A 22,278-nucleotide genomic window follows, 5' to 3' on the forward strand; every position below is an offset into this window, starting at 1 on the left:
GTGCTGCGTGTCGGGCGGGGAGTCATGGCGGGAGTCCTCCTTCTTGCGGTGCACACGCACCGCCTCAGCCAGGGGCTGAACTGCCCCTGATCACCAGTTCGGGTAGCAGCAGTCGTTCGGACGGCACGTCGTTCCGAGTGCCGGTGAGAATGGCGATCAGCTCGGTGGCGATCTGCTCCATCGGTTGCCGGAGGCTGGTCAGGCCGGGGGAGACCACCGAGGCCCGCGGCGAGTCGTCGAACCCGGTGACGCCGACGTCGGCGCCGGCGGTCAGGCCGCGGTCGCCGAGCTGGCGGAGCGCGCCGAGGGCGAGAATGTCGCTCAGGGCAACGATTCCGTCCGGTGGCTGGCCGCTGTCGATCAGTTGGGCGGTCGCCCGGGCGCCCTCATCGATGGTGTCCTCCGCGCAGCGCACCACCAGACCGCCGGTCGGCAGCCCGAGCTCGGTGCAGCGGTCGCGCCAGCCGGCGAGCCGGTCCTCGCCGAGGCCGGACGACTGCGGCCAGCCGAGAAAGGCGATCCGCCGGCGGCCGGTCTCGTGCAGGTGCTGGACGGCCATCGCGGAACCGGCCGCGCCGTCGACGTCGACCCATGGGCCGGGCTGGGTGGTCTCCTTCCACACCCGGCCGAACGAGACGAACGGGATCTGCCTGTCCTTCAGCCAGCCGTGCCGCGGGTCGTGCGTCTCGGTCTGGGAGAGGACGAACCCGTCGACCAGGCGCCGCGCGTGCAGGTCGTCGTACGTCGGCATGCCGTCGACGGCCGCGGGTGCGGTGAACAGCAGGATGTGCCGGCCGCTGGTCTCCGCGGCAGCGCAGAGCGCGTGCAGGAACTGGTCCATCACCAGGTGGGTCTGGTTCGGCCAGCTGGGAACGCAGTACCCGATCAGCTCGACCGCGCTGGTGCGCAGGCTGCGGGCATTACGATTGGGCCGGTAGTTGAGCAGCTCGATCGACCGGTTGACCCGTTCGAGCGTGTCCGGGCGGAGGCGATGCGGTGCGTTCAGGGCGTTCGACACCGTCTGCACCGACACCTCGGCGTGGGCGGCGACCTGCTTCAAAGTAGCCACGGCAACCTCCCACGGATGTTTTGAACGTTAAAAACATCCGCAGTCTCCCTCCCGGTCCCGACCCTGTCAACGGCTCGGCGGTCCCTGCCGGATGATCGCGAGGGTGTCCTCCGGAGCGCCGGGCGCGATCCAGCGGCCCCACCAGGTCGCGCCCGCCGCGGCGAACTCGGCCGGGTCGCCACCGCTCACCTTCACGTCGATGGGCTCACTCCGCCCGGCCACCAGCCGCCGTACGTCGTCGGGCGTGAGCTGCTGCGGCGCGTCGGTCGAGCCCTTGTAGGCGCAACTGCCGTCCCAGCGGAGGATCCGCCGGCGGACCGCGGGCACCACGAGGTTGCCGCCGACCCAGATCGGGATGCGGGGTCGCTGCACGGGCCGGGCGGTGAGCTGGACGTGGTCGAGCCGGTAGTGCGTGCCGGCGAAGCTGAACGGTTCGCCGGTCCACGCCCGGTCGATCACCTCCAGACCCTCGTCCAGCATCTCCGCCCGCACCTTCGGTTCCGCTGCGTCCACGAACGGGTCGCCCGGATCACCGCTCCCGACCCCGAGCACGAACCGCCCGTCCGACAGATGATCCAGCGCCACCGCCTCGGCAGTGGCGTCACCGTCGTCCCGATCCTGATCCGCGACGTGGCCACCGCCATCGCCGCCAGGCAGATCCACGGGTCGTAGGTCGGCTGTCTCGTATCGCCCTGGTAGACGAGGTAGTCCTCCAGGAACATCGCGTTCCAGCCGGAGTCCTCGACAGCCCGCGCGAGCTCGGCGAGCCCGCGCGGATCGCGTCCAGGTCCGACCGCACCGACCGTGACGGAGAATCGCATGCCGGCGACGCTAGCCGTCGGCACCGACAAGTCCCCGGCGGCGACCCAGCGGTGGCTCAGGCTGTGTGGCCGCCGTCGATGGTCAGTTCGGTGACGGTGACGGTGACGGTGCCGGTGACGTAGGCGGCGGCCGGGCCGGCCAGGTAGGTGATGGCCGCGGCCACCTCGGTGGTGGTTCCGAAGCGATCCAGCGCCAGGTCGGCGATCTGCACCGCCGCGAACGGACCGTCGGCCGGGTTCATGTCGGTGTCGATCGGGCCGGGCTGGACGACGTTCGACGTGATGCCGCGGGTCCCGAGCTCACGGGCCAGGCGCTTGCTCAGACCGACCAGTGCGGCCTTGCTCATCGCGTAGGGCGTCATCCCCGGGCTGGTCACCCGGCCCGCCGCGCAACTGCCGAGGTGAATCAGTCGCCCGCCGTCGCGCAGCTGGGGTACGGCGGCCTGCGCGACCGCGTAGACGCCGCGGATGTTCACCGCGAGCACGCGCTCCACGTCATCCAGGGTGAAGTCGCCGATCGGCCCGATCGCGCCGACGCCGGCGTTGTTGACCAGGATGTCCAGGCCGCCGAGCCGCTCCGCCGCCTGCGCGACGCCCTCAGCCACCGCACTCGCATCGGCCGCGTCGACAGGCCACGCGTAGCCGCTCCGCCCGAAAGCTTCGATCTCCTTCACGACCTTCGCGGCCGCGTCCGGAGCGGTGGTAGGTGAGCGCGACATCGGCGCCCCGCTCGGCCAGGGCGATCGCGGTCGCCGCGCCGATCCCGCGGCTGCCGCCGGTCACCAGTACTTTCCTGCCAGTCAGTTCGTTCATGTCCTCCAGTCCAGGCGATCCGAACGCCGCGGTTCTGGCGGGAATGCGACCCGAGATCCTGGCGTCGTTTTCCCGCGAAACCTCGATGTCGCAAAACCGCTAGAGACTGTCGGTGCCGGCAGGGATGCTGGAGGACGTGCACGAATGCAGACAGCGGTGCGTCCGCGCGGTCCAGTCGAAGGACGCGCGCTTCGACGGGTGGTTCTTCACCGCGGTGCTGACCACGCGGATCTACTGCCGGCCCAGCTGCCCGGTGGCTCCGCCGAAGGTCGAGAACATGATGTTCTACCCGAGCGCGGCCGCCGCGCAGCAGGCCGGGTTCCGCGCGTGCAAGCGGTGCCGGCCGGACGCCAGCCCAGGGTCGCCGGAGTGGAACGACCGCGCCGACCTGGTCGCCCGCGCGATACGGCTGATCGCGGACGGCGTCGTCGACCGGGACGGCGTACCAGGACTCGCGGCCCAGCTCGGGTACAGCGTTCGCCAGGTGCAGCGGCAGCTCCAGGCCGAGCTCGGCGCCGGTCCGCTCGCGCTCGCCCGGGCGCAGCGTGCGCAGACCGCGCGGCTGCTGATCGAGACCAGCGACCTGCAGATGGCCGACGTCGCGTTCGCGGCCGGGTTCTCCAGCGTCCGCACGTTCAACGAGACCGTGCAGGAGGTCTTCGCCCTCGCGCCGACCGAGCTGCGCACCCGGTCCCGGCGAGGTACGACGACAACCGCTCCGGGCACGATCTCGCTGCGACTCCCGTTCCGGGCGCCGCTGACGCCGGACAACCTGTTCGGCCACCTGATCGCGACCGGCGTGCCGGGAGTCGAGGAGTGGCGCGACGGCCACTACCGCCGCACTCTGCGACTGCCGCACGGCCATGGCGTGGTCGCGTTGAAGCCGATGCCGGATCACATCACCTGCCAGTTGTCACTCACCGACCAGCGCGACCTTGCGATCGCGATCAGCCGGTGCCGCCGGATGCTCGACCTCGACGCCGATCCGGTCGCGGTCGACGATCTGCTGAGCACTGATCCGGTGCTCGCGCCGCTGATCGCGAAGGCGCCCGGACGCCGGGTGCCGCACACGGTCGACGGTGAGGAGTTCGCCGTCCGCGCGGTGCTCGGGCAGCAGGTGTCGACCGCGGCCGCGCGGACACATGGGCATCGGCTCGTCCTGCGGCACGGTGAGCCGATCGGGGACCCGGCCGGCGGGCTCACCCACCTGTTCCCGACGATGCAGGCACTGGCCGGGCTCGACCCGGAGTCGCTGGCATTCCCGAAGTCCCGGCGGACGACGCTGACGACGTTGATCGAGACTCTCGCCGCCGGTCTGATCGACCTGGGAGCGGGCAGCGACTGGGACCGGGCACGCGAGCAGTTGGCCGCGTTGCCGGGGATCGGTCCGTGGACGGTCGAGTCGATCGCGATGCGCTCCCTCGGGGACCCGGACGCCTTCGTGGCCAGTGATCTGGGTATCCGGTACGCCGCCCGTGCCCTAGGCTTGCCCGAGGCCCCCAGATCCCTGATCGCGCACGCCCGTGCGTGGCGTCCGTGGCGTGCCTACGCGGTGCAGTACCTGTGGGCCACCGGCGACCACGCGATCAACACGATCCCCGCGGAGTGAGCATGACCGACCTGTCCACCGATCGCCTGCTGCTGCGCCAGTGGCGCGACTCCGACCGCGAGCCGTTCGCCGCGCTCAATGCGGACCCGGCGGTGATGGAGCATTTCCCGTCGCTGCAGACGCGGGAGCAGAGCGACGCCCTGATCGATCGGAACAGCTCCGCGATCGACGAACGCGGCTGGGGCCTGTGGGCGCTCGAGGTCCGCGACACCGGCAGGTTCATCGGCTTCACCGGATTGTCGGTGCCGCGTTTCGAGGCGCACTTCATGCCCGCGGTGGAGATCGGCTGGCGGCTGTCGAAGGATGCCTGGGGCAACGGCTATGCGACCGAGGCGGCGCGGGCGGCACTCGCGCACGGCTTCGGCCCGGCCGGGCTCGGCGAGATCGTCTCGTTCACCGCGACGACCAACGTGCCGTCCCAGCGGGTGATGCAGCGGATCGGTATGGCGCACGACGAGGCAGGGGACTTCGACCATCCGCGGCTGCAGGCCGGGCACCGGCTGCAGCGGCACGTCCTCTACCGGATCACCCCCGCCCGGTGGGCGGCGGCCCGGTGACGTACGCCGTGATGGACAGCCCGCTCGGTCCGCTCGCGCTGGTCGAGCGGGACGAACGCCTGGCCGGCGTGTACATGGAGCAGCACCGGCACCGCCCGGCGATGGAGACGTTCGGGGACCGCGACGATTCCGTCCTGCCCGCGGTCGCCGAGCAACTGACGGAGTACTTCGAGCACGGCCGGACGACGTTCGACGTACCGCTGCACCTGGCCGGGACGCCGTTCCAGCAGCGGGTGTGGACGGCCCTGCAGGCCATCCCGTACGGCGAGACGACGACGTACGGCGAGCTCGCCCGGATCCTCGGCCTGGTCCCGGGGGCCTCGCGGGCGGTCGGCCTCGCGAACGGCAAGAACCCGATCAGCATCATCGTCCCGTGCCACCGCGTCGTCGGCTCGACCGGCGGCCTGACGGGGTACGGCGGCGGTCTGGAGCGGAAGCAGGCGCTGCTGGACCACGAGCGGGGCGACGCACTCTTCTGAGTTAAGTGCTCATTCGATGAGCACTTAATGGGCGCATGCTGGTCGTATGAGCACAGTCACCGATGAAGTCGCGCTGGACCTGACCGTAGAACAGTGGCGGGCGTGGCTGGCGGCGAACGGGCGGACGGAGCGGTCGATCTGGCTGATCGTCCGTCGCGATCCGGCCGGCCCGAATCTGACCGAGGCCGTCGAGCATGCGCTCTGCTTCGGCTGGATCGACAGCAAGACCGTGAAGCGGGACGACACGTCGACGTACCAGTGCTTCACGCCGCGGAACCCGCGCAGCACCTGGAGCAAGGTGAACCGCGACCGGATCGAGCACTTGACCGCGGCCGGGCTGATGGACCCGGCGGGCCAGGAACTCGTCGACCTGGCCCGGAGTACGGGCACCTGGGACCTGCTCGCCGACGCGCAGAACCTGATCGTCCCGGCGGACCTGGCGTCGGCCCTGGCCGGGAATCCCCCGGCAGGCAAGAACTTCCAGGCCTTCCCGCCCTCCGCGCGCCGGGCGATCCTCGAGTGGATCACCCTCGCGAAACGGCCGGAGACCCGCGCGCGCCGGATCCAGCACACCGTCACCGAAGCCGCCGCCAACCGCCGCGCCAACCAGTAGCAACCCGGGGGCTTGATCACCCCGTGGCGGGGTTGCACAGGATATTTCCTGTCTAAGCCCCCCGGTAGGTGGTGCAGGCCCCGCTAGCGGGCGGGCGCGCAGGAGGCAGGCGGTCAGCCGGCCGGCCGGTGGGGCGTTGGCCGCAGGGACCGGATGTGGCGCGTCAGCCCGGGGCGTTCGCCGGGTCGTCCAGGCGCTCGGCGGCGGGTGGGCCGCCGGCGGTGGTCTGCGTGCGTTCGGTGAGCCGGCGGGCGAGGGGCTCGGTGTAGCGGGCGGAGATCGGGCCGAGGATGACCAGGATCAGCACGTACGCCGTCGCCAGCGGGCCGAGCCGTGGTTCCACCCCGACGGCGAGGCCGGCGATGACGATCGAGAACTCGCCCCGGGCGACCAGCGTGCCGCCGGCCCGCCAGCGACCGGCCGTGCCGACGCCGGCCCGGCGGGCGGCGTACCAGCCGGTCGCGACCTTCGTCGCCGCGGTCAGCAACGCGAGCCCGAGAGCGATCGCGAGCACCGGCGGGATGTCCCGTGGATCCGTGCTCAGGCCGAAGAAGACGAAGAACACCGCGGCGAACAGGTCCCGCAGCGGGCTGAGCAGGTTCCGCGCACCGTGCGCGACCTCGCCCGACAACGCGATCCCCACCAGGAACGCGCCGACCGCGGCCGACACCTGCAACTGCTGCGCGATCCCGGCGACCAGCAGCGTCAGCCCGAGGACGACCAGCAGTAGCATCTCCGGGTTGTCGGACGACACCGCCCGGCTGATCACCCGGCCGTAGCGCAGGGCGAGGAACAAGACGATACTCACGGTGCCGAGCGCGATCAGCAACGCGATGCTGCCGCCCGCGAGCCCGACGCCGGCGATCAGCGTGGTCAGGATCGGCAGGTAGACCGCCATCGACAGGTCCTCGAGGACCAGGACGCCCAGCACGACCGGGGTCTCCCGGTTGCCGAGCCGGCCGAGGTCACCGAGCACTTTGGCGATCACGCCCGACGACGAGATCCAGGTGACACCGGCCAGTGCGACCGCGGCGACCGGGCCCCAGCCGAGCAGCAGCGCGACGGCCGCGCCGGGCAGGGCGTTCAGCAGGAAGTCCACGACCCCGGACAGGTACTGCGTCTTCAGCGTGCCGACCAGGTCGGACGCGGTGTACTCCAGGCCGAGCATCAACAGCAGCAGGATCACGCCGATCTCGGCGCCGGTGGCGACGAACTCCTCACTGGCCGCGAGCGGCAGCAGCCCGCCGTGGCCGAAGCCCAGTCCGGCGAGCAGGTAGAGCGGGATCGGCGAGAACCCGAACCGGGAGGCGATCCGGCCGAGGATGCCGAGGGCAAGGATGACCGCGCCCAACTCGATCAGCAGGGCGGTGATGTTCTCGTGCACCTAAGCCTCCGCCCCTGGATCCGGGCGCGCCGCGCGGCGCTCGGCGGGCACATCGCCGCGTCGGAGGTCAGGGGACGGAGAATCCCACTCCGGCTTCTGGCCTCCGCCTTGCGCTGCACTCCGCCGAGCACCTGCTGGCGGCTGCCCGGATCCAGGGACGGAGACTCTGCCTCCCGCGATCAGGTCGTACACCGCGTCCACACCCTCGCGGGTGCCGACGACCACCAGGGTGTCCCCGGTCGCGAACCGGAAGGCCGGCGTCGGCGACGGGGTCGCGCCGGTGCGGCGCAGGACCGCGACGATGGACGCGCCGGTGCGGGTGCGAACCTGGGTGTCACCCAGCGTGCGACCCGAGTACGGCGATTTGGCCGTGAGCGGGACGTGCTCGGTGACCAGGTCGATCTCCATCGCGCCGCGGACCGGGTCGATCGGCGCCGGGACGAGCAACTGCGCGAGGGCGGCCGCCTCACCGGGGTCCAGTGGGACCGAGTCCCTGCAGTTGTCGTCGTCATCGGGATCGTGGAACCCCAGGAACCGCCGGCCGTCGTTGTGCACCACCACGGAGACGTGCTTGCCGCCTTCGGTGGTCAGGTCGAACCGGGTGCCGATCCCGGGCAACGTCGTCCTGGTCGGGTGGGCCTGCTGGTCCATGGTTCCTCGATCCGTACAGATGGCGTCTGCAACCATTCTCCCAAACCAACACCATCTGCCGCGCTGTGATTCCGGCCTCCTCGGGTGTGACATGGCCTGCAAACAGGTGCACTGCAACGCGTTGCATAGGTAGCGTGCCGGTATGGCGCTGGAGCACGCGATTCTGGTCTCGCTGACCGAGCGGGCCGGGTCCGGGTACGAGCTGGCCCGGCGGTTCGACCGCTCGATCGGCTACTTCTGGCCGGCCACCCACCAGCAGATCTACCGGGTGCTGCGACGGATGCACGACGCCGGCTGGGTCCGGCACACCGAGATCGCCCAGGACGGGCGGCCCGACAAGAAGGTGTACCGGGTATCCGCGGCCGGCAAGGCGGAGCTCGCCCGCTGGCTGGCCGAGCCGGAGGATCCCGCCGTACTGCGGGACGGGCTCGGGGTGAAGCTGCGGGGCGCGTCGCTCGGCGATCCGGGTGTCGTCCTCACGGAGGTCGAGCGGCACCGGGCCGAGCACGCCGGCCGGCTGGCGGTGTACCGCGGTATCCAGCGGCGCGACTTCCCCGAACCGGCCACTTTGCACGGCCGGGATCTCCACCAGCACCTCGTCCTGCGCGGTGGCATCCGCGCCGAGGAGTCGTTCGTGGACTGGTGCGACGAAGTGATCGACGCCCTGCGGAAGGACCTGTCATGACTGCCCGGAGCGAAGCGAGGACGTGGATGAGTTCGTATCCGCACCTGCTCGAACCGCTCGACCTCGGTCACGTCGTGCTGCCGAACCGGGTGATCATGGGCTCGATGCACACCGGCCTGGAGGACCGCGCGAAGGACCTGCCGAAACTGGCCGAGTACTTCGCCGAGCGGGCCCGCGGCGGCGTGGGCCTGATGGTGACCGGCGGCTACGCGCCGAACCGCACCGGTTGGCTGACTCCCTTCGGGTCCGTGCTGACCAGTCGCCGGCAGGCGCGCAGGCACCGGATGGTCACCGAAGCGGTGCACGCCGAGGGCGGCCGGATCGCGTTGCAGATCCTGCACGCCGGGCGCTACTCCTACCACCCGTTCAGCGTCTCCGCGTCGGCGATCAAGGCGCCGATCAACCCGTTCAGGCCGCGGGCCCTGACCGACCGCGGCGTCCGCCGGCAGATCACGGCGTACGTCGACTGCGCGGCCCTCGCCCGCGACGCCGGGTACGACGGCGTCGAGATCATGGGGTCCGAGGGCTACTTCATCAACCAGTTCCTGTCCGCGCGCACGAACCACCGGACCGACCGCTGGGGCGGCAGCCCGGAGAACCGGCGCCGGCTCGCGGTCGAGATCGTCCGGCGGACCCGCGAGCGCGTCGGCGACGACTTCCTGATCATCTACCGGCTGTCGATGGCCGATCTGGTCGAGGGCGGCCAGAGCTGGGACGAGGTGGTGGCGCTGGGCGAGGAGGTCGAGGCGGCCGGGGCGTCGATCATCAACACCGGGATCGGCTGGCACGAGGCCCGGGTGCCGACCATCGTCACCTCGGTTCCGCGGGCGGCGTTCACCTCCGTCACCGCCGCCTTCCGGCCGCACGTGAGCATCCCGGTGGTCACCTCCAACCGGATCAACCTGCCGCAGGTCGCGGAGGAGGTGCTCGCCCGCGGCGACGCCGACCTGGTCAGCATGGCCCGGCCGTTCCTGGCCGACCCGGACTGGGTGCTCAAGGCAACTACCGGCCGGGCCGACGAGATCAACGTCTGCATCGCGTGCAACCAGGCCTGCCTGGATCACGTGTTCGCCAAGCGCAAGGCGAGCTGCATGGTCAACCCGAGGGCGGTCCGCGAGACCGAACTGCGGTTGCTGCCCACCCGGCGTACCAAGAAGATCGCGGTCGTCGGGGCCGGGCCGGCCGGGCTGGCCGCGGCGGTGACGGCGGCCGAGCGTGGACACGCGGTCGAGTTGTTCGAGGCCGCGGACGAGATCGGCGGCCAGTTCGGGATCGCGCGGCGGATCCCGGGCAAGGAGGAGTTCGCCGAGACCATCCGGTACTACCGGCGCCGGCTCGAGCTGACGGGCGTCGAACTGCACCTCGGCCGCCGCGCGACCGCCGAGGACCTGGCCGGCTTCGACGAGATCGTGCTCGCCACCGGGGTGGTCCCGCGGGTCCCGGCCATTCCCGGCATCGATCACCCGAAGGTGCTCTCGTACGTCGACGTCGTCCGCGACCGGAAGCCGGTCGGCCGCACCGTGGCCGTGATCGGCGCGGGCGGGATCGGCGTGGACGTCAGTGAGTTCCTGACCACCGTGTCCTCGCCCGCACTGGATCTGGCGGCGTGGAAGGCGGAGTGGGGTGTGACGGATCCGACAGTCGCACCCGGGGCCCTCACCGAGCCTCGCCCGGAGCCGTCACCGCGGCTGGTCTACCTGCTGCAGCGCAAGCCGGGGAAGATCGGGGCCGGCCTCGGGAAGACCACCGGCTGGGTGCATCGGGCCGCCCTGAGGAACAAGCGCGTCGAGCAGCTTCGCGGCGTCAACTACGAACGCATCGACGACCGCGGGCTGCACCTGACCTTCGGCCCGAAGCGTGCGAACGCTCGGGTTCTGGACGTCGAGACCATCGTCGTCTGCGCCGGCCAGGAGCCGGTCCGCGACCTCGCCGGGGCGCTCCGGGAGACCGGGCGCCCGGTGCATCTGGTCGGCGGGGCCGACGTCGCCGCCGAGCTCGACGCCAAGCGCGCCATCGACCAGGCCACCCGGCTGGCGCTCACTCTCTGAGCAGGTCCACGGACAGAACGCGAAGCTGACACGCATAATTAGGTAAGGCTATCCTCTGCTCCATGCGGGAATTTGGTGGGGCTGGCAGGCGACGACCTGCGCCTCGGGTATCACGGCACACTCGTGGTCGACGGCGCCTCGTTGGGGATCGAGGCAGCCAGCGTCACCGCCCTGGTCGGCCCGAACGGCAGCGGGAAGTCGACGCTGCTGCGCGCGCTGGCCCGGCTGCACCATCCCGACGGCGGCCGGATCACCTTCCCGGGCGGTGAGAGCGCGCTCGACCTGTCGGCGAAGGACTTCGCTCGCAAGGTCACCCTGCTGTCGCAGTCGCGGCCGACTCCCAACGGTGTGAGCGTGCGCGACGTCGTCGGCTATGGCCGGCACCCGCACCGTGGGCGCTGGCGGACCGGCGACCCTGGCGGCCCGCGGGCGATCGACCACGCGATGTCCGTCACCGGTGTCACCGCGATGGCCGACCGTGCGGTCGACGAACTGTCCGGCGGCGAGTTGCAGCGTGTCTGGCTCGCGACCTGTCTGGCGCAGGACACCGGTGTCCTGCTGCTCGACGAACCGACCACGTTCCTGGACCTGCGCTATCAGGTCGAGATCCTCGACCTGATGCGCGAGCTCGCCGACCTGCACGGGGTGGCCGTCGGCGTCGTACTGCACGACCTGAACCAGGCCGCCGCCGTCGCGGACCGGATCGCACTGCTCGATCGGGGGCGGGTTCGTGCGACCGGTACGCCGGAGGAGGTGCTCGAGTCGTCGGCGCTGACCGAGACCTACGGCATCCGGATCGAGGTCGGCACCGACCCGGCTACCGGCCTGGTCAGCACCCGCCCCATCGGCAAACACCTAGTAGGGCGTGTGTGATGGCCCCCGCCTACTGCGCGGCACTCGGCTCGCTACGGCGGGAGCCATCACAGACGCACCAGCCGCGTCACCACTACCTAAAGGTCGACTGATGAAGAGAATCACCGCCCTGCTCGCCGCCGCCGCGTTCGTACTGACGGCCTGTGGGACGAGCGAGCCCGCCACCACCGACGCCGGTGCGCAGACCACCGCCCAGCCGGTCTCGGTCACCGACGCGCGCGGCAAGAAGATCGACCTGCAGGCACCGGCCACCAAGGTCGTCGGCCTGGAGTGGGGTGCGATCGAGAACCTGATCACCCTCGGGGTCATGCCGGTCGGTGTCGCCGACGTCAAGGGCTACACGAACTGGGTGACCGCGGCCAAGCTGGACGCCTCGGCGAAGGACGTCGGCACCCGGGGCGAGTCCAGCGTCGACGCGATCGCCGCGCTCAGCCCCGAGCTGATCATCACCACCACCGACGAGTCGCCGAACTCGATCGCCCAGTTCGAGAAGGTCGCGCCGGTGCTGGTGATCCGCGGCGCGGACGCGGCCAACGCCATCCCGCAGATGAAGACCAACCTGGCGCTGATCGGCAGCGCGATCGGCAAGGCCGACCAGGCCAAGCAGATCAACGCCGACTTCGACAAGAAGCTGGCCGGGGCCAAGCAGAAGGTCGCCGACGCGGGCAAGGCGGGCGAGGGCTTCACCATGGCCGACGGCTGGAAGCAGGGCAGCACGATCTCGATCCGGATGTTCACCAACGGTTCGCTGCTCGGCGCGGTGATGACCGAGATGGGCCTGAAGAACGGCTGGACGGGCGCCGGTGACAAGGACTACGGCCTGGCCCAGACCGACCTCGAGGGCCTGACCAAGGTGCCGAACGGCAACTTCCTCTACATCGCCAACGACGCCGACGGCGGGGACGTGTTCGGCGGCGACCTGGCCAAGAACGCGATCTGGAAGAACCTGCCGTTCGTGAAGGCCGACGACGTGCACCGGCTGCCGGACGGCATCTGGATGTTCGGTGGTCCGCGGTCCACCGAGCAGTTCATCGACGCGGCCGTCCAGGCAGTCACCTCTTGACCCAGGTGACCGCCCCGGGACCTGACGTCCAGGTCCCCGGGGCCCTGCAGCCGGTACGGCGGCTCCGGGTGGCGACCGTGTTCGCCGTCGCCACCGTGGCCGTCGTCCTGCTGGCTGCTGTTCACCTCACCCAGGGCACGTCGTCGGTGAACGCCGGCGACCTGCTCCGGTTGCTCGTCGGCCAGGGCACGGACAACTCGGCGAACGTGCTGATCGCGTCCCGGCTGCCGCGGTTGCTGGCCGGCGTACTGGTCGGGGTGGCGCTCGGGTTCGCGGGCGCCGGGCTGCAGTCGCTGGCACGGAACCCGCTCGCCTCGCCGGACACGTTGGGGGTCAACGCCGGGGCGTATCTCGCGGTCGTGGTCGTGGCCGCGTTCGGGGTTTCGCTGCCGGTGCTGCCCGCCGGGGGAGTCGCCTTCCTCGGCGGGCTGGCAGCGGCCGCGCTGGTGCTCACGCTGTCGTCCGGCGGGTCGTCCGGGCCGACCCGGCTGATCCTGGCCGGTTCGGCCGTCGCGATGGCGCTGGCCGGCGTGACCACGCTGCTGCTGCTCCTCTACCGCGAGGAGACGGTCGGGACGTTCGCCTGGGGAGCGGGCACGCTGGTCCAGACCGACCTGAACGCGGTCACGCAGATGACGCCGAGCGTTGCTGTCGGCATCATCGGCGCGCTGTTGCTCGCGCCCAAGCTCGACATCCTCGCCCTCGGCGACGACACCGCGTCGGTGCTGGGAGTGCACGTACGGCGCGTGCGCGTCCTGATCACCCTGGTGACCGTGCTGCTGTCGGCCGCCGCGGTCACGGTGGCCGGTCCGGTGGGTTTCGTCGGTCTGGTCGCACCGGTCCTGGTGCGGTTGATCGCTCCTCTCGTTCCCGGACTGTTGCGGCACCGTGTACTGCTTCCGTTGAGTGGACTGGCCGGCGTCCTGGTCGTTCTCTGTGCGGACGTCGTACTGCGGGCGCTGCTCGGTGGTCAGGCCGGGGTGGAGATCCCCACCGGCGTGATGACCATGATGGTCGGTGCGGTCGTGCTGGTGTGGCTTGCGCGGCGGTACCGGGACTCCGGGCCGAGCCGAACGCCGGTTGGTGCCGGTTCGGGTCTGCGCAGCCGGCGAACGTTCCTGATCGTCACCGTGGTGCTCGTCGCGATGCTGGTCGTCGCCGGTCTGCTGGCGATGCTGACCGGTGACGCGTTCCTGCTGACCGGGGACGTCGTCAACTGGATCAACGGACGATCCGGGCGGGCGATCACCTACGTGCTCGACCAGCGGCTCCCGCGGGTGCTGTCCGCGGTCCTGTGCGGCGCGGCCCTCGCGATCGCCGGTACGACGGTCCAGGCGGTCTGCCGGAACCCGTTGGCCGAGCCGGGGATCCTCGGCATCACCGGTGGTGCCGGTGTGGGCGCGGTGATCACGCTCGTCCTGTTGCCGGCGGCAAGCATCTGGTTGCTGTCCGGCGTCGCCGCGGCGGCCGCGCTGGCGACGTTCGCGCTGGTCTACCTGGTGTCGTGGAGAGGTGGGCTGAGCGACCGGGGCGGTGGGGCGGGCAAGGAATTGAGCACTGACCGGTTGGTGCTGATCGGGGTCGGTGTCTCGTCCGCCGCGTCCGCGATCATCACGCTGCTGATCGTCGCCACCGACCCCTGGAACGTCAGCATGGCGATGACGTGGCTGTCCGGCAGCACGTACGGACGGACGTTGCCGCAGGTTCTTCCGGTCGCGATCGCGCTGCTCGTCCTCACCCCGGTCATCGTGCACGCCCGGCGCGAGCTCGACCTGCTCGCGCTGGACGACGACGTGCCCCGGATCCTCGGCGTACGACTGGAGCGCACCCGGCTGCTGGCGCTGCTGTGCGCCGCGCTGCTGACGGCCGCGGCGGTGTCCGCGATCGGCGTGGTCGGGTTCGTCGGGCTGGTCGCTCCGCACGCTGCCCGGGCGCTGGTCGGCGGTCGGCACACCCGGATCCTGCCGGTCGCCGCTCTGCTCGGCGCGATCCTGGTCAGCGTCGCGGACAGCCTCGGCCGCACGCTGCTGGCGCCGGCGCAGATCCCCGCGGGCCTGCTCACCGCGCTGATCGGTGCGCCGTACTTCGTCTACCTGCTCTGGCGGACCCGGGTCCCGAACCGCTGATCAGCCGGCGGACGCCTTCGCGGCGGCCTTCTTGGCCTGCTTGAACTCGCGGACCTTCGTCAGCGAGTCGGCGTCCACGACGTCGGCGACGGACCGGTAGCCGTCGAGCGCGTAGTCGCCCGCGACCGCCTCCCAGCCCTCCGGCCGGACGCCGAGCTGCTTGGCCAGCAGGGCCACGAAGATCTGGGCCTTCTGCTTGCCGAAGCCGGGCAGTTCCTGCACGCGCTTGAGCAGTTCCTTGCCGGTGGTCGCCTCGGTCCACAGCCGGGTGACGTCGCCGTCGTACCTGGACTCGACCAGCGCGGCCAGCTCCTGCAGGCGGGCGGCCATCGAGCCGGGGAACCGGTGGATCGCCGGGGGCTGGGAGCAGAGCTCCTTGAACGCCTCCGGCTCCGCGGCCGCGATCGCCGCCGGGTCGAGGGTGCCGAACCGGCTGAGCACCTTCCAGCCGCCGCGGAAGGCGTGCTCCATGCCGTACTGCTGGTCGAGCATCATTCCGAGGACGACGGCGAACGGGTACTCGTCGAGAACACGGTCGGCATCCGGCAGACCGGCGATCTGGAAGCCCATCGCCGTATCATCTCACGGGCCGTGCGCGTTGTCCGTGTGCTCGGTGGAGTCGTCTGCCCAAACAGCTGCCGCGGGCCTATGCTCGGCTGGGGCAGCCGACGGGAGGAGCACGGATGGACATCCGGGATCTGGATCGTAGGGCCGGGGCGGTGCTCGGAGAGGTCGTCATGCAGGTGCGGCCCGAGCATCTGTGGTTCCCGACCCCCTGCCCGGACTGGACCGTCCGCGGTCTGCTCCGCCACATCGTCAGCGAGAACGAGGGCTTCGCCGCCGCGGCGCTGAACGGGTCCGCCCCGGTGCAGGCCTGGAACGGCGGCCGGCTCGGGGACCACCCCTCCGGCGCGTACCGGCGGTCCAACGCGCGGGTCGCGGACGCGTTCGCCGACGGTGGCGCGCTGGACCGGCTGATGGAGGTCCGCGAGTACGGCTCGTTCCCGCGCCGGATCGCGCTGACCTTCCACCAGCTCGACTGCGTGATCCACGCCTGGGACCTGGCCCGGGCCATCGACGTCCCCTACGACCCGCCGCCGGACCTGGTCGAGCAGGCGTTCGCGCTGGCCCGCCGGATCCCGGACACCGACGCGGTCCGGGGCCCCGGGGCCGCGTTCGAGCGCAGCGTCAAGGTTCCCGGCGACGCCTCCGACTTCGACCAGCTACTCGGCCTCCTCGGCCGCAACCCCGACTGGGTCTCCCCGCTCGACTGAGTAGCCCTTCGGCTCGATCCGGTCCCGCACGGCGGCGGCCGGTTGCGCCAGTAGGCCGGGTTTTCCGGGCGGTGTTCCAGCCCGGTTTCGACGTCGGCGACGACCTGGACCGACTGTTCGGGTTCGGTCTCGAACTGGTCCTCGACGGTCTCGAAGTGCAACCCTCCCGGCTACGCTGAGTGCGGACAGTGTCGACCGCCCTGGAGGTGCCGATGGAGCCGGTGTTCGCACCCGACGTTCCGGCCCGGGTACGGCGCTTGTACGGCACCAGGCCGGAGTTGTTCGTGCCCGCCGGGCAGCCGAAACCGAAACGGGAGACGCCCTGGTCGATCGCGCCGGGCAACACCCTCGGCCAGCTGCTGGTCTGGCTGGCGGTCTGCGTCGGCGGATGGATCCTGGCCCTGATCGTCATGGCCGCGACCCTGCCGGCCGAGGTGGCCGCCTGGTCCGCGGTGGTCCTGGCCGGGATCGCGGCCGTCGCCACCGTCGGTGTCGTGGTGAAGACCGGGATCGAGGACCGCGGTCACAAGGCGGTCCGGCTGGAGCACGGCAAGTACTTGCTGCCGGCCGACTTCGACGAGGACGCCGGCCGGCTGCTGGGCCGGGCGCAGCGCGCGGTGAAAACGGTGCTTGAGGCAACAGTCACCCGGCGCGGGCTGCTCGACGACGTCCAGAACGACCTGGTCCTGCCCGAGCAGCTGTGGGACATCGCGCAGGTGCTGCGCGAGCAGACCATCCTGCGGACCCGGCAGCGTGAGGTCGCCCGCGGGATGGCGACCGCCGAGCTGGAGGCCGTGCTCGGACCGCAACGCCGGGCACTGGTCCTCTCGGTGGACGCGATGCAGCGCAAGGTCGACCTGCTCGACCGGTACGCCGACCGGGTCCGTTCGGCCGACGCCGCCCTCCGGGCCGAGGCCGCGCTCGAGGACGGCGACCGCTACATCGAGCTGCTGGCCCGCAGTGAGCCGGCCGGCGACACCGCGGTCGTCCAGGGGTTCGCCGACGAGGCCTCCGCCCTGCGCGACACCCTCACCCGCAGCATCGACGCCGCCCGCGACGCCGGCCGGACGCTAGCCCTTCCCGAGTAGCCTCCGCTCGTCCTCCGGCGACAGCCCGACGCTGAGCGGCGGCTCGCCGCGGTCACGGTCCCAGGCCATCAGGTCGGCGATCGTCCGCCGCAGGGGAGTGACCGGCATCCCGGCCGCGCGCGCCTTCGCCGGGTCGCGTCGCCGTTCGCCCCACTCGGCCTCCGGCTCCATCAACGGGAACAGCGGTGGTACGGCGTCGGGCGGCACCTGAACCAGCTCGACCGTTGTGCCCGCCAGGTCGGCCGAGGTCTCGATCAGCTCGGCGATCGTCGAGAACGGGCCGACCGCGTTGAACGCGCCGGACCGATCGTCGGTGACGAGTTGGACCACCAGTCGCCCGAGGTCGCGGCTGTCCGTCAGCTGCAACGGCTGCTTGGGCTTCGTCGGCAACGCGACCCGGCCGCCGCGGGCACCACGTCGTACCCAGTAGGGGACGGTGCTCGCCGTGTCGCCGGGACCGGTCACCCGGCCCGGACGGACGATCGTCGCGCGGTCGCCGTACCGCTGCAGGACGTCGTCCTCGCAGGCGACCTTGCAGGGCCCGTACGTCTCGTTCGTGAGGACGTCGGCCGCGCGCAGCGGCTCGCGACGCGGTGCGTTCTCGTCGGTGCCGGGCGGCAGGTCGCGGACGTACACCGCATGGCTCGAGATGAACACGTACCGCCCGACCCGGTCGCCCAGGACATCCATCGCCTCGTCCACGTGCTTGCTCTGGTAGCCGCTGAGGTCGACGACCGCGTCCCATTCGCCGGTCCGCAGCGCGGCGTAGTCGCCGGTGTCGCGGTCACCGATCAGCTGCGTGATCTCCGGCGGGAGGTCCGTACCGCTCCGGCCGCGACTGAAGGACGCCACCTCGGCACCGTGCCGGAGCGCGTCCGCGATCACCGCGCGCCCGACGAACCCGTTCCCACCCAGCATCAGTATCCGCACAGTCGCCGACGCTAACGTCTCGGCCCCGCCGGCGCGACCCCGATTAGGCTGAGGTCATGACGAACACGGTGGTTGTTGCCGGAGGCACCGGTGCGCTCGGGACCGCGGTGACGGCGGAGTTCCTACGGGCCGGCTGGCGGGTCGTCGTCCCAGGCCGGACCGAGGAGTCACTGGCCCGGCTCGGCACGGATCCGGCGCTCAACCCCATCGTCGCCGATCCGTACGACCCGGCCGGTACGGCGGACGTCGTCGCGCTCGCCGCCGCGGACGAGGACGCCCCACTGACCGCACTGGTCAACCTGGTCGGCGGGTTCGCGGCCGGCTCCCGGGTGCACGAGACGCCGGTCGAGGACTTCGAGAAACTGCTCCGGCTCAACCTGCGACCGACGTACCTGATGACGCAGGCGGTGCTCCCGCACCTGATCGCGGCCGGTGGCGGCGCGATCGTCTGTACGTCGAGCGGTGCCGCGCTCCGGCCGTTCTCCGGCGCGGCCGGCTACGTCACCGGGAAGGCCGGAGTGCTCGCGTTCGCGGCCGCTCTGCACGCGGAGTACTCGGCCGACGGCATTCGGGTGAACACCATCGTTCCCGGCACGATCGATACCCCGGCGAACCGGGCGGCGATGCCGAAGGCGGACACCGGCAGGTGGAGCCCGCCGGACCGTATCGCCGTGGTGGTCCGGACGGTCGTCGAGACCACCGGGCTTGCAGGAAGTCATCTGCCCGTTTGACAACCGTTCCGCCCCGTAACACGTCTGAAGAGGTGCAGGTGCGGGTACTTGACGCACACTGGTTCTGGGGACGGCGACAGGGGAGCCATGGGGACACGCTCGCGGGCGGAAGACGCCAAAGGCAGCTCCGGGTTGCCGGACTCCGATCCGGCCGGGCGACGGCCGCGGTCCGTCCCCAGCCTGCTCGGGCTGACCCTTCTCGGCGCCCTCCTCCCGGGCCTCGGCCTGATTGCCGGCGGACGGCGCCGGATCGGCGCCGTGGTGCTGACCCTCACCCTCGCCCTGATCGGGCTCGGCGTGTACGTCGGTCTGACCCGGCGCGCGGAGGTGCTCGCGGCGGCCGTGGTCCCGAGCCGGCTGCTGATGACGTCGGTGGCGATCGGGACACTCGCGTTCCTCTGGATCGTGGTCGTCGTCGCCTCGCACCGTTCGTTGCGTCCGGCAACAGGCGGGACCGGTGGGCGGGCGGTCGGGGCGCTGCTGGTCGGTGTGCTGTGCTTCGCGATCGCGGCCCCGGCGGCGGTCGGCGTCCAGAGCGTGCTCGCCCAGCGCGACCTGGTCCAGGACGTGTTCGTCGCGCAGGACGAGGGCAAGAGCGCGACCCGGCCGACGGAGATCGACACCAAGGACCCGTGGGAGGACAAGCCGCGGCTCAACCTGCTGCTGCTCGGCGGCGACGACGGCCCGAACCGGCCGGGCGTCCGGACCGACACCGTGATCGTCGCCAGCATCGACACCAGGACCGGCGACACGGCACTGGTCTCGATGCCGCGGCAGCTCACCTTCATGCCGTTCCCGAAGGACTCGCCGCTGCACCGGATCTACCCCGACGGCTACGGCAAGGAGGGGCTCAGCCTGGAGGGCCGGCTGGAGTGGATGCTGGCCGCGATGTACCAGAACATCCCGGCCGCGCACCCCGGCATCCTCGGCCCGTCCGACAACGAGGGCGCCGACGTGCTCAAGCAGTCCGTCGGTGAGGCGGTCGGGCTCAAGCTCGACTACTACCTGCAGGTCAACCTGAAGGGCTTCGCGGACCTCGTCGACGCGCTCGGCGGGATCACCGTCAACGTCAACGAACGGGTGGCGATGGGGGGCGTCAGCAGTGCGCACATCCCGCCGGACAAGTGGATCGAACCGGGCCCGAACCAGCATCTCGACGGCCGGCGCGCGCTCTGGTTCGCCCGCGGCCGGTACGGCGCCGACGACGACCAGCGGCAGATCCGTCAGCGCTGCGCGATCAAGGGCATCGTCGACGCGGCCGACCCGCGGACTCTGGCGGCCAAGTACAAGGCGATCGCCCGGGCCGGTCAGCAGTTGCTCCGCACCGACATCCCGCAGGAACTCCTGCCCGCCCTGGTCGAACTGGCCTTCCGGGTGAAGTCGGGCACCGTCTCCAACGTCACCCTGGACGTCGCCAAGCTGCGGCTGAAATACCTGCACCCGGACTACGACGCCCTCCGCGACACCGTCGAGGCGGCTCTGGAGCAGCCCGCGCCACCGGCGACCACTGCACCGACCACCACCCCGGAGACGCGGAAGTCGGCAAGGCCCGCCCGCAAGCCCATCACCGCGGCGGCTCCCGGCCCGACCCAGAACCTCGAGGACGCCTGCGCCTACCACCCCGACGGCGACAAGCCGAACTGATCGCCTATCGGATCGGGGTCGTCTGGGCCAGCGCGAGTCGCCAGCCAGCGGAGGTCCTGCGGACCACGTAGGTGAGTGCTCCGGTCGCCGGTAGCGCGTCCGGTTCGGTGTCCGGCCGCTCGTCGTACACGGTTTTCACGCAGCTCACCACCACGACGTCGTCGGTCAGCGCCCGGACGTCGACGATCTCGACACTCGTCCGGACGTCCTTCAGGCCCGACCCGAGCGCTGCCGCCATCGCCTGGGTGAACGCCGCCCGCCCGAACAGGCGGCGTCCCGCGATGTTCACGATCACCATCTCGGCCGTGTGCAGCTCAGGAAGCAGGTCCACGTCGCTCTGTGCGTCGTCCGCGCGCCGCACCAGCTCGCGAACCGCCTGCTCGTCCTCCGTGCTCAAACCTGTCATGACCGGCAGTCTCCGACCTCAACTGCGGTTGAGGTCAACGGGTGGATTCCGGCCGGTGGGGAGTGTCGATCTGGTATCCGGCCGCTCGACGTGAGAGTAAGTGATCGACCGACACGACGAGGAGAACCACGCGATGCGCTACATGATCATCAACAAGGCGGACGCCGACAGCGAGGCCGGCATCCTTCCCTCCGAGGAGGTGGCCACCGCGGTCGGCCAGGCCGTCGAGGCGATGTCGAAGGCCGGAGTCCTGCTGTTCGCCGAGGGGGTGCACCGGAGCGCGCTCGGCACCCGGGTGAAGGTGGAGGGTGGCCGGCGGACCGTCACCGACGGCCCGTTCGCCGAGACCAAGGAGCTGATCGGCGGCGTGATCGTCGTCGAGGTCCGCAACCGTGACGAGGCCGTCGAGTGGGCCGCCCGCCTCGCCGAGGCTCTCGGCAGCGAGGTCGAGGTCCGCCGGGTGGTCGAGGAGGCCGACTTCGACCCGGACTCGGACCTCTACCAGAGCTGAGTCCGGATCCTGGTGTCCATCTCGTGGTCCGCCGTTCGTGGTAGCGGCAAGAACCCGACGAAGGAGACACCATGATCAGCGACACGACTGCGAGCTCGGTGTCCGGCACCACCCTGACGGTGCCGGACGCGGAGCTGTACTACGAGGTGCGCGGGACCGGACCGTTGGTGGTCCTGGTCGGTGCGCCGATGAACGCGGACTCGTTCGCGCCGCTGGCCGCGCTGCTGGCGACCGACCACACCGTGCTGACCACCGACCCGCGGGGCGTCAACCGGAGCTCGTTGCGCGGCGGCACGGGCTCGACGCCGGAGCAGCGGGCGGACGATCTGGCCCGGCTGATCCACCACCTGGACACCGGGCCGGCGACGGCGTTCGGATCGAGCGGGGGAGCGGTCAGTGTGCTCGCGCTGGCGCAGGCCCATCCGCAGCTGGTCAGTACGGCGATCGCGCACGAGCCGCCGCTGGACCGGCTGGTCCCGGACGGCGACGAGCTGCTCGCCGACTCGGAGCGGATGATGGCCGACTACCTGGCCGGCGACGTGGTCGGTGCCTGGAAGCAGTTCTTCGTGATCGCCGACATCCCCGTGCCGGACGCCGTGGTCGAGGGGATGTTCGGCGGCGAGCGGGATCCGCGGCAGGTCGCCGACGAGCGATTCTGGTTCGAGCACGAACTCCGGGCGACGGTCGGCTGGCAGCCCGACCTCACCGCCTTGCGGGACGGCGGCGTCCGGATCGTGGTCGGTATCGGCGAGAAGTCCACCGGGCAGCTGTGCGACCGGACGTCGACCGCGCTGGCCGCCGGCCTGGGAGTCGAGCCGACCAGGTTCCCCGGTGATCACACCGGCTTCGCCGACGACCCGGCACAGTTCGCCCCGGCACCTGTCTCTGATACACATCTGACGC

At 71.2% G+C, this 22,278-nt stretch carries 22 protein-coding genes and 2 pseudogenes; 16 read left to right on the top strand and 8 right to left on the bottom strand.

What is annotated here, in order from left to right:
* Nucleotides 1-64 precede the first annotated feature (64 nt).
* From E1218_RS25475 to E1218_RS25485, 3 genes and pseudogenes are all read right to left on the bottom strand, one after another.
* Nucleotides 65-1,069, bottom strand: a complete 1,005-nt coding sequence (locus tag E1218_RS25475) for a LacI family DNA-binding transcriptional regulator (protein WP_132324415.1) — start codon at nucleotides 1,067-1,069, stop codon at nucleotides 65-67.
* Between the two features lie 66 nt (nucleotides 1,070-1,135).
* A pseudogene (locus E1218_RS25480) lies at nucleotides 1,136-1,890 on the bottom strand (LLM class flavin-dependent oxidoreductase).
* Nucleotides 1,891-1,946: 56 nt separating this feature from the next.
* A pseudogene (locus tag E1218_RS25485) lies at nucleotides 1,947-2,673 on the bottom strand (SDR family NAD(P)-dependent oxidoreductase).
* Between E1218_RS25485 and E1218_RS37440 the strand changes: the two are divergent.
* From E1218_RS37440 to E1218_RS25505, 5 genes are read left to right on the top strand one after another with little or no spacing between them, the layout of a single operon-like run.
* Nucleotides 2,597-2,806: a hypothetical protein gene (locus E1218_RS37440; protein WP_233712462.1), complete on the top strand. Its 210-nt coding sequence runs from the start codon at nucleotides 2,597-2,599 to the stop codon at nucleotides 2,804-2,806. The pseudogene E1218_RS25485 and the gene E1218_RS37440 sit on opposite strands and share 77 nt — an antisense overlap.
* A gap of 33 nt (nucleotides 2,807-2,839) precedes the next feature.
* The gene (locus E1218_RS25490) at nucleotides 2,840-4,312 is read left to right on the top strand and encodes an AlkA N-terminal domain-containing protein (protein WP_132324417.1); all 1,473 of its coding nucleotides are present in this window, start codon (nucleotides 2,840-2,842) and stop codon (nucleotides 4,310-4,312) included.
* A gap of 2 nt (nucleotides 4,313-4,314) precedes the next feature.
* A complete protein-coding gene (locus E1218_RS25495) occupies nucleotides 4,315-4,869 on the top strand; it encodes a GNAT family N-acetyltransferase (RefSeq protein ID WP_132324419.1) in 555 nt (184 codons plus the stop codon).
* Entirely contained in the window at nucleotides 4,866-5,348 is a 483-nt protein-coding gene (locus E1218_RS25500) for a methylated-DNA--[protein]-cysteine S-methyltransferase (RefSeq protein ID WP_233712457.1), read from the top strand. The genes E1218_RS25495 and E1218_RS25500 overlap by 4 nt, the downstream gene beginning before the upstream one ends.
* A gap of 46 nt (nucleotides 5,349-5,394) precedes the next feature.
* Nucleotides 5,395-5,961 (top strand): YdeI/OmpD-associated family protein, encoded by a 567-nt coding sequence (locus tag E1218_RS25505; RefSeq protein WP_132324421.1) that lies wholly within the window; start codon nucleotides 5,395-5,397, stop codon nucleotides 5,959-5,961.
* A gap of 163 nt (nucleotides 5,962-6,124) precedes the next feature.
* Here the strand turns inward: E1218_RS25505 and E1218_RS25510 are convergent, their stop codons facing one another.
* A complete protein-coding gene (locus E1218_RS25510) occupies nucleotides 6,125-7,345 on the bottom strand; it encodes a cation:proton antiporter (protein ID WP_165949418.1) in 1,221 nt (406 codons plus the stop codon).
* On the bottom strand, nucleotides 7,346-7,996 hold the full coding sequence (locus E1218_RS25515) for a cation:proton antiporter regulatory subunit (protein ID WP_132324424.1): 651 nt from the start codon (nucleotides 7,994-7,996) through the stop codon (nucleotides 7,346-7,348). It abuts the gene before it with no gap.
* A gap of 142 nt (nucleotides 7,997-8,138) precedes the next feature.
* Here E1218_RS25515 and E1218_RS25520 point away from each other — a divergent pair, with 142 nt between their 5' ends.
* The 5 genes from E1218_RS25520 (at nucleotide 8,139) to E1218_RS25540 (ending at nucleotide 14,791) form a co-directional block, all read left to right on the top strand.
* Entirely contained in the window at nucleotides 8,139-8,681 is a 543-nt protein-coding gene (locus E1218_RS25520) for a PadR family transcriptional regulator (protein ID WP_132324426.1), read from the top strand.
* Nucleotides 8,682-8,707: 26 nt separating this feature from the next.
* Complete coding sequence (locus tag E1218_RS25525; RefSeq protein WP_132324428.1) at nucleotides 8,708-10,729, top strand: NADPH-dependent 2,4-dienoyl-CoA reductase; 2,022 nt, start codon at nucleotides 8,708-8,710, stop codon at nucleotides 10,727-10,729.
* Nucleotides 10,730-10,804: 75 nt separating this feature from the next.
* Nucleotides 10,805-11,602, top strand: a complete 798-nt coding sequence (locus E1218_RS25530; protein WP_132324430.1) for an ABC transporter ATP-binding protein — start codon at nucleotides 10,805-10,807, stop codon at nucleotides 11,600-11,602.
* Nucleotides 11,603-11,693: 91 nt separating this feature from the next.
* Nucleotides 11,694-12,665 (top strand): ABC transporter substrate-binding protein, encoded by a 972-nt coding sequence (locus E1218_RS25535; RefSeq protein WP_132324432.1) that lies wholly within the window; start codon nucleotides 11,694-11,696, stop codon nucleotides 12,663-12,665.
* 5 nt (nucleotides 12,666-12,670) lie between these two features.
* A complete protein-coding gene (locus E1218_RS25540) occupies nucleotides 12,671-14,791 on the top strand; it encodes an iron ABC transporter permease (RefSeq protein WP_233712461.1) in 2,121 nt (706 codons plus the stop codon).
* On the opposite strand, the gene E1218_RS25545 is transcribed toward E1218_RS25540, so the two are convergent.
* Entirely contained in the window at nucleotides 14,792-15,361 is a 570-nt protein-coding gene (locus E1218_RS25545) for an HhH-GPD-type base excision DNA repair protein (protein ID WP_132324436.1), read from the bottom strand.
* A 113-nt stretch (nucleotides 15,362-15,474) separates the two neighbouring features.
* On the opposite strand from E1218_RS25545, the gene E1218_RS25550 reads away from it, so the two are divergent.
* A complete protein-coding gene (locus E1218_RS25550) occupies nucleotides 15,475-16,065 on the top strand; it encodes a TIGR03086 family metal-binding protein (RefSeq protein ID WP_132324438.1) in 591 nt (196 codons plus the stop codon).
* A gap of 188 nt (nucleotides 16,066-16,253) precedes the next feature.
* Entirely contained in the window at nucleotides 16,254-17,153 is a 900-nt protein-coding gene (locus tag E1218_RS25555) for a hypothetical protein (protein ID WP_233712458.1), read from the top strand.
* Here E1218_RS25555 and E1218_RS25560 read toward each other — a convergent pair.
* Nucleotides 17,136-18,083, bottom strand: a complete 948-nt coding sequence (locus tag E1218_RS25560) for an NAD-dependent epimerase/dehydratase family protein (RefSeq protein ID WP_132324440.1) — start codon at nucleotides 18,081-18,083, stop codon at nucleotides 17,136-17,138. The genes E1218_RS25555 and E1218_RS25560 overlap by 18 nt on opposite strands.
* Nucleotides 18,084-18,139: 56 nt before the next feature.
* Here E1218_RS25560 and E1218_RS25565 point away from each other — a divergent pair, with 56 nt between their 5' ends.
* Together E1218_RS25565 and E1218_RS25570 are read left to right on the top strand one after the other, a co-directional pair.
* Nucleotides 18,140-18,814 carry an SDR family NAD(P)-dependent oxidoreductase gene (locus E1218_RS25565; RefSeq protein ID WP_132324442.1) on the top strand — a complete coding sequence of 225 codons (675 nt, stop codon included), beginning with the start codon at nucleotides 18,140-18,142 and terminating at the stop codon, nucleotides 18,812-18,814.
* A gap of 87 nt (nucleotides 18,815-18,901) precedes the next feature.
* A complete protein-coding gene (locus tag E1218_RS25570; RefSeq protein WP_132324444.1) occupies nucleotides 18,902-20,458 on the top strand; it encodes an LCP family protein in 1,557 nt (518 codons plus the stop codon).
* Between the two features lie 4 nt (nucleotides 20,459-20,462).
* Here E1218_RS25570 and E1218_RS25575 read toward each other — a convergent pair whose 3' ends face one another.
* Nucleotides 20,463-20,864, bottom strand: a complete 402-nt coding sequence (locus tag E1218_RS25575; RefSeq protein ID WP_132324446.1) for an SgcJ/EcaC family oxidoreductase — start codon at nucleotides 20,862-20,864, stop codon at nucleotides 20,463-20,465.
* Nucleotides 20,865-20,964: 100 nt separating this feature from the next.
* Between E1218_RS25575 and E1218_RS25580 the strand changes: the two genes are divergently transcribed.
* Together E1218_RS25580 and E1218_RS25585 are read left to right on the top strand one after the other, a co-directional pair.
* Nucleotides 20,965-21,375: a YciI family protein gene (locus E1218_RS25580; protein ID WP_233712459.1), complete on the top strand. Its 411-nt coding sequence runs from the start codon at nucleotides 20,965-20,967 to the stop codon at nucleotides 21,373-21,375.
* A 71-nt stretch (nucleotides 21,376-21,446) separates the two neighbouring features.
* A partial coding sequence (locus tag E1218_RS25585) for an alpha/beta fold hydrolase (RefSeq protein ID WP_202866182.1) occupies nucleotides 21,447-22,278 on the top strand: 832 nt, incomplete at its 3' end.

It is taken from the genome of Kribbella turkmenica (assembly GCF_004348725.1).
In the GTDB taxonomy this organism is placed as follows: domain Bacteria; phylum Actinomycetota; class Actinomycetes; order Propionibacteriales; family Kribbellaceae; genus Kribbella; species Kribbella turkmenica.

Bases quoted from the DNA above. Each gene is read 5' to 3' on its own strand.
- E1218_RS25495 (WP_132324419.1), top strand. From the start codon at position 4,315: ATGACCGACCTGTCCACCGATCGCCTGCTGCTGCGCCAGTGGCGCGAC.
- E1218_RS25505 (WP_132324421.1), top strand. From the start codon at position 5,395: ATGAGCACAGTCACCGATGAAGTCGCGCTGGACCTGACCGTAGAACAG.
- E1218_RS25515 (WP_132324424.1), bottom strand. From the start codon at position 7,996: ATGGACCAGCAGGCCCACCCGACCAGGACGACGTTGCCCGGGATCGGC.
- E1218_RS25520 (WP_132324426.1), top strand. From the start codon at position 8,139: ATGGCGCTGGAGCACGCGATTCTGGTCTCGCTGACCGAGCGGGCCGGG.
- E1218_RS25525 (WP_132324428.1), top strand. From the start codon at position 8,708: ATGAGTTCGTATCCGCACCTGCTCGAACCGCTCGACCTCGGTCACGTC.
- E1218_RS25535 (WP_132324432.1), top strand. From the start codon at position 11,694: ATGAAGAGAATCACCGCCCTGCTCGCCGCCGCCGCGTTCGTACTGACG.
- E1218_RS25545 (WP_132324436.1), bottom strand. From the start codon at position 15,361: ATGGGCTTCCAGATCGCCGGTCTGCCGGATGCCGACCGTGTTCTCGAC.
- E1218_RS25550 (WP_132324438.1), top strand. From the start codon at position 15,475: ATGGACATCCGGGATCTGGATCGTAGGGCCGGGGCGGTGCTCGGAGAG.
- E1218_RS25565 (WP_132324442.1), top strand. From the start codon at position 18,140: ATGACGAACACGGTGGTTGTTGCCGGAGGCACCGGTGCGCTCGGGACC.
- E1218_RS25570 (WP_132324444.1), top strand. From the start codon at position 18,902: ATGGGGACACGCTCGCGGGCGGAAGACGCCAAAGGCAGCTCCGGGTTG.
- E1218_RS25575 (WP_132324446.1), bottom strand. From the start codon at position 20,864: ATGACAGGTTTGAGCACGGAGGACGAGCAGGCGGTTCGCGAGCTGGTG.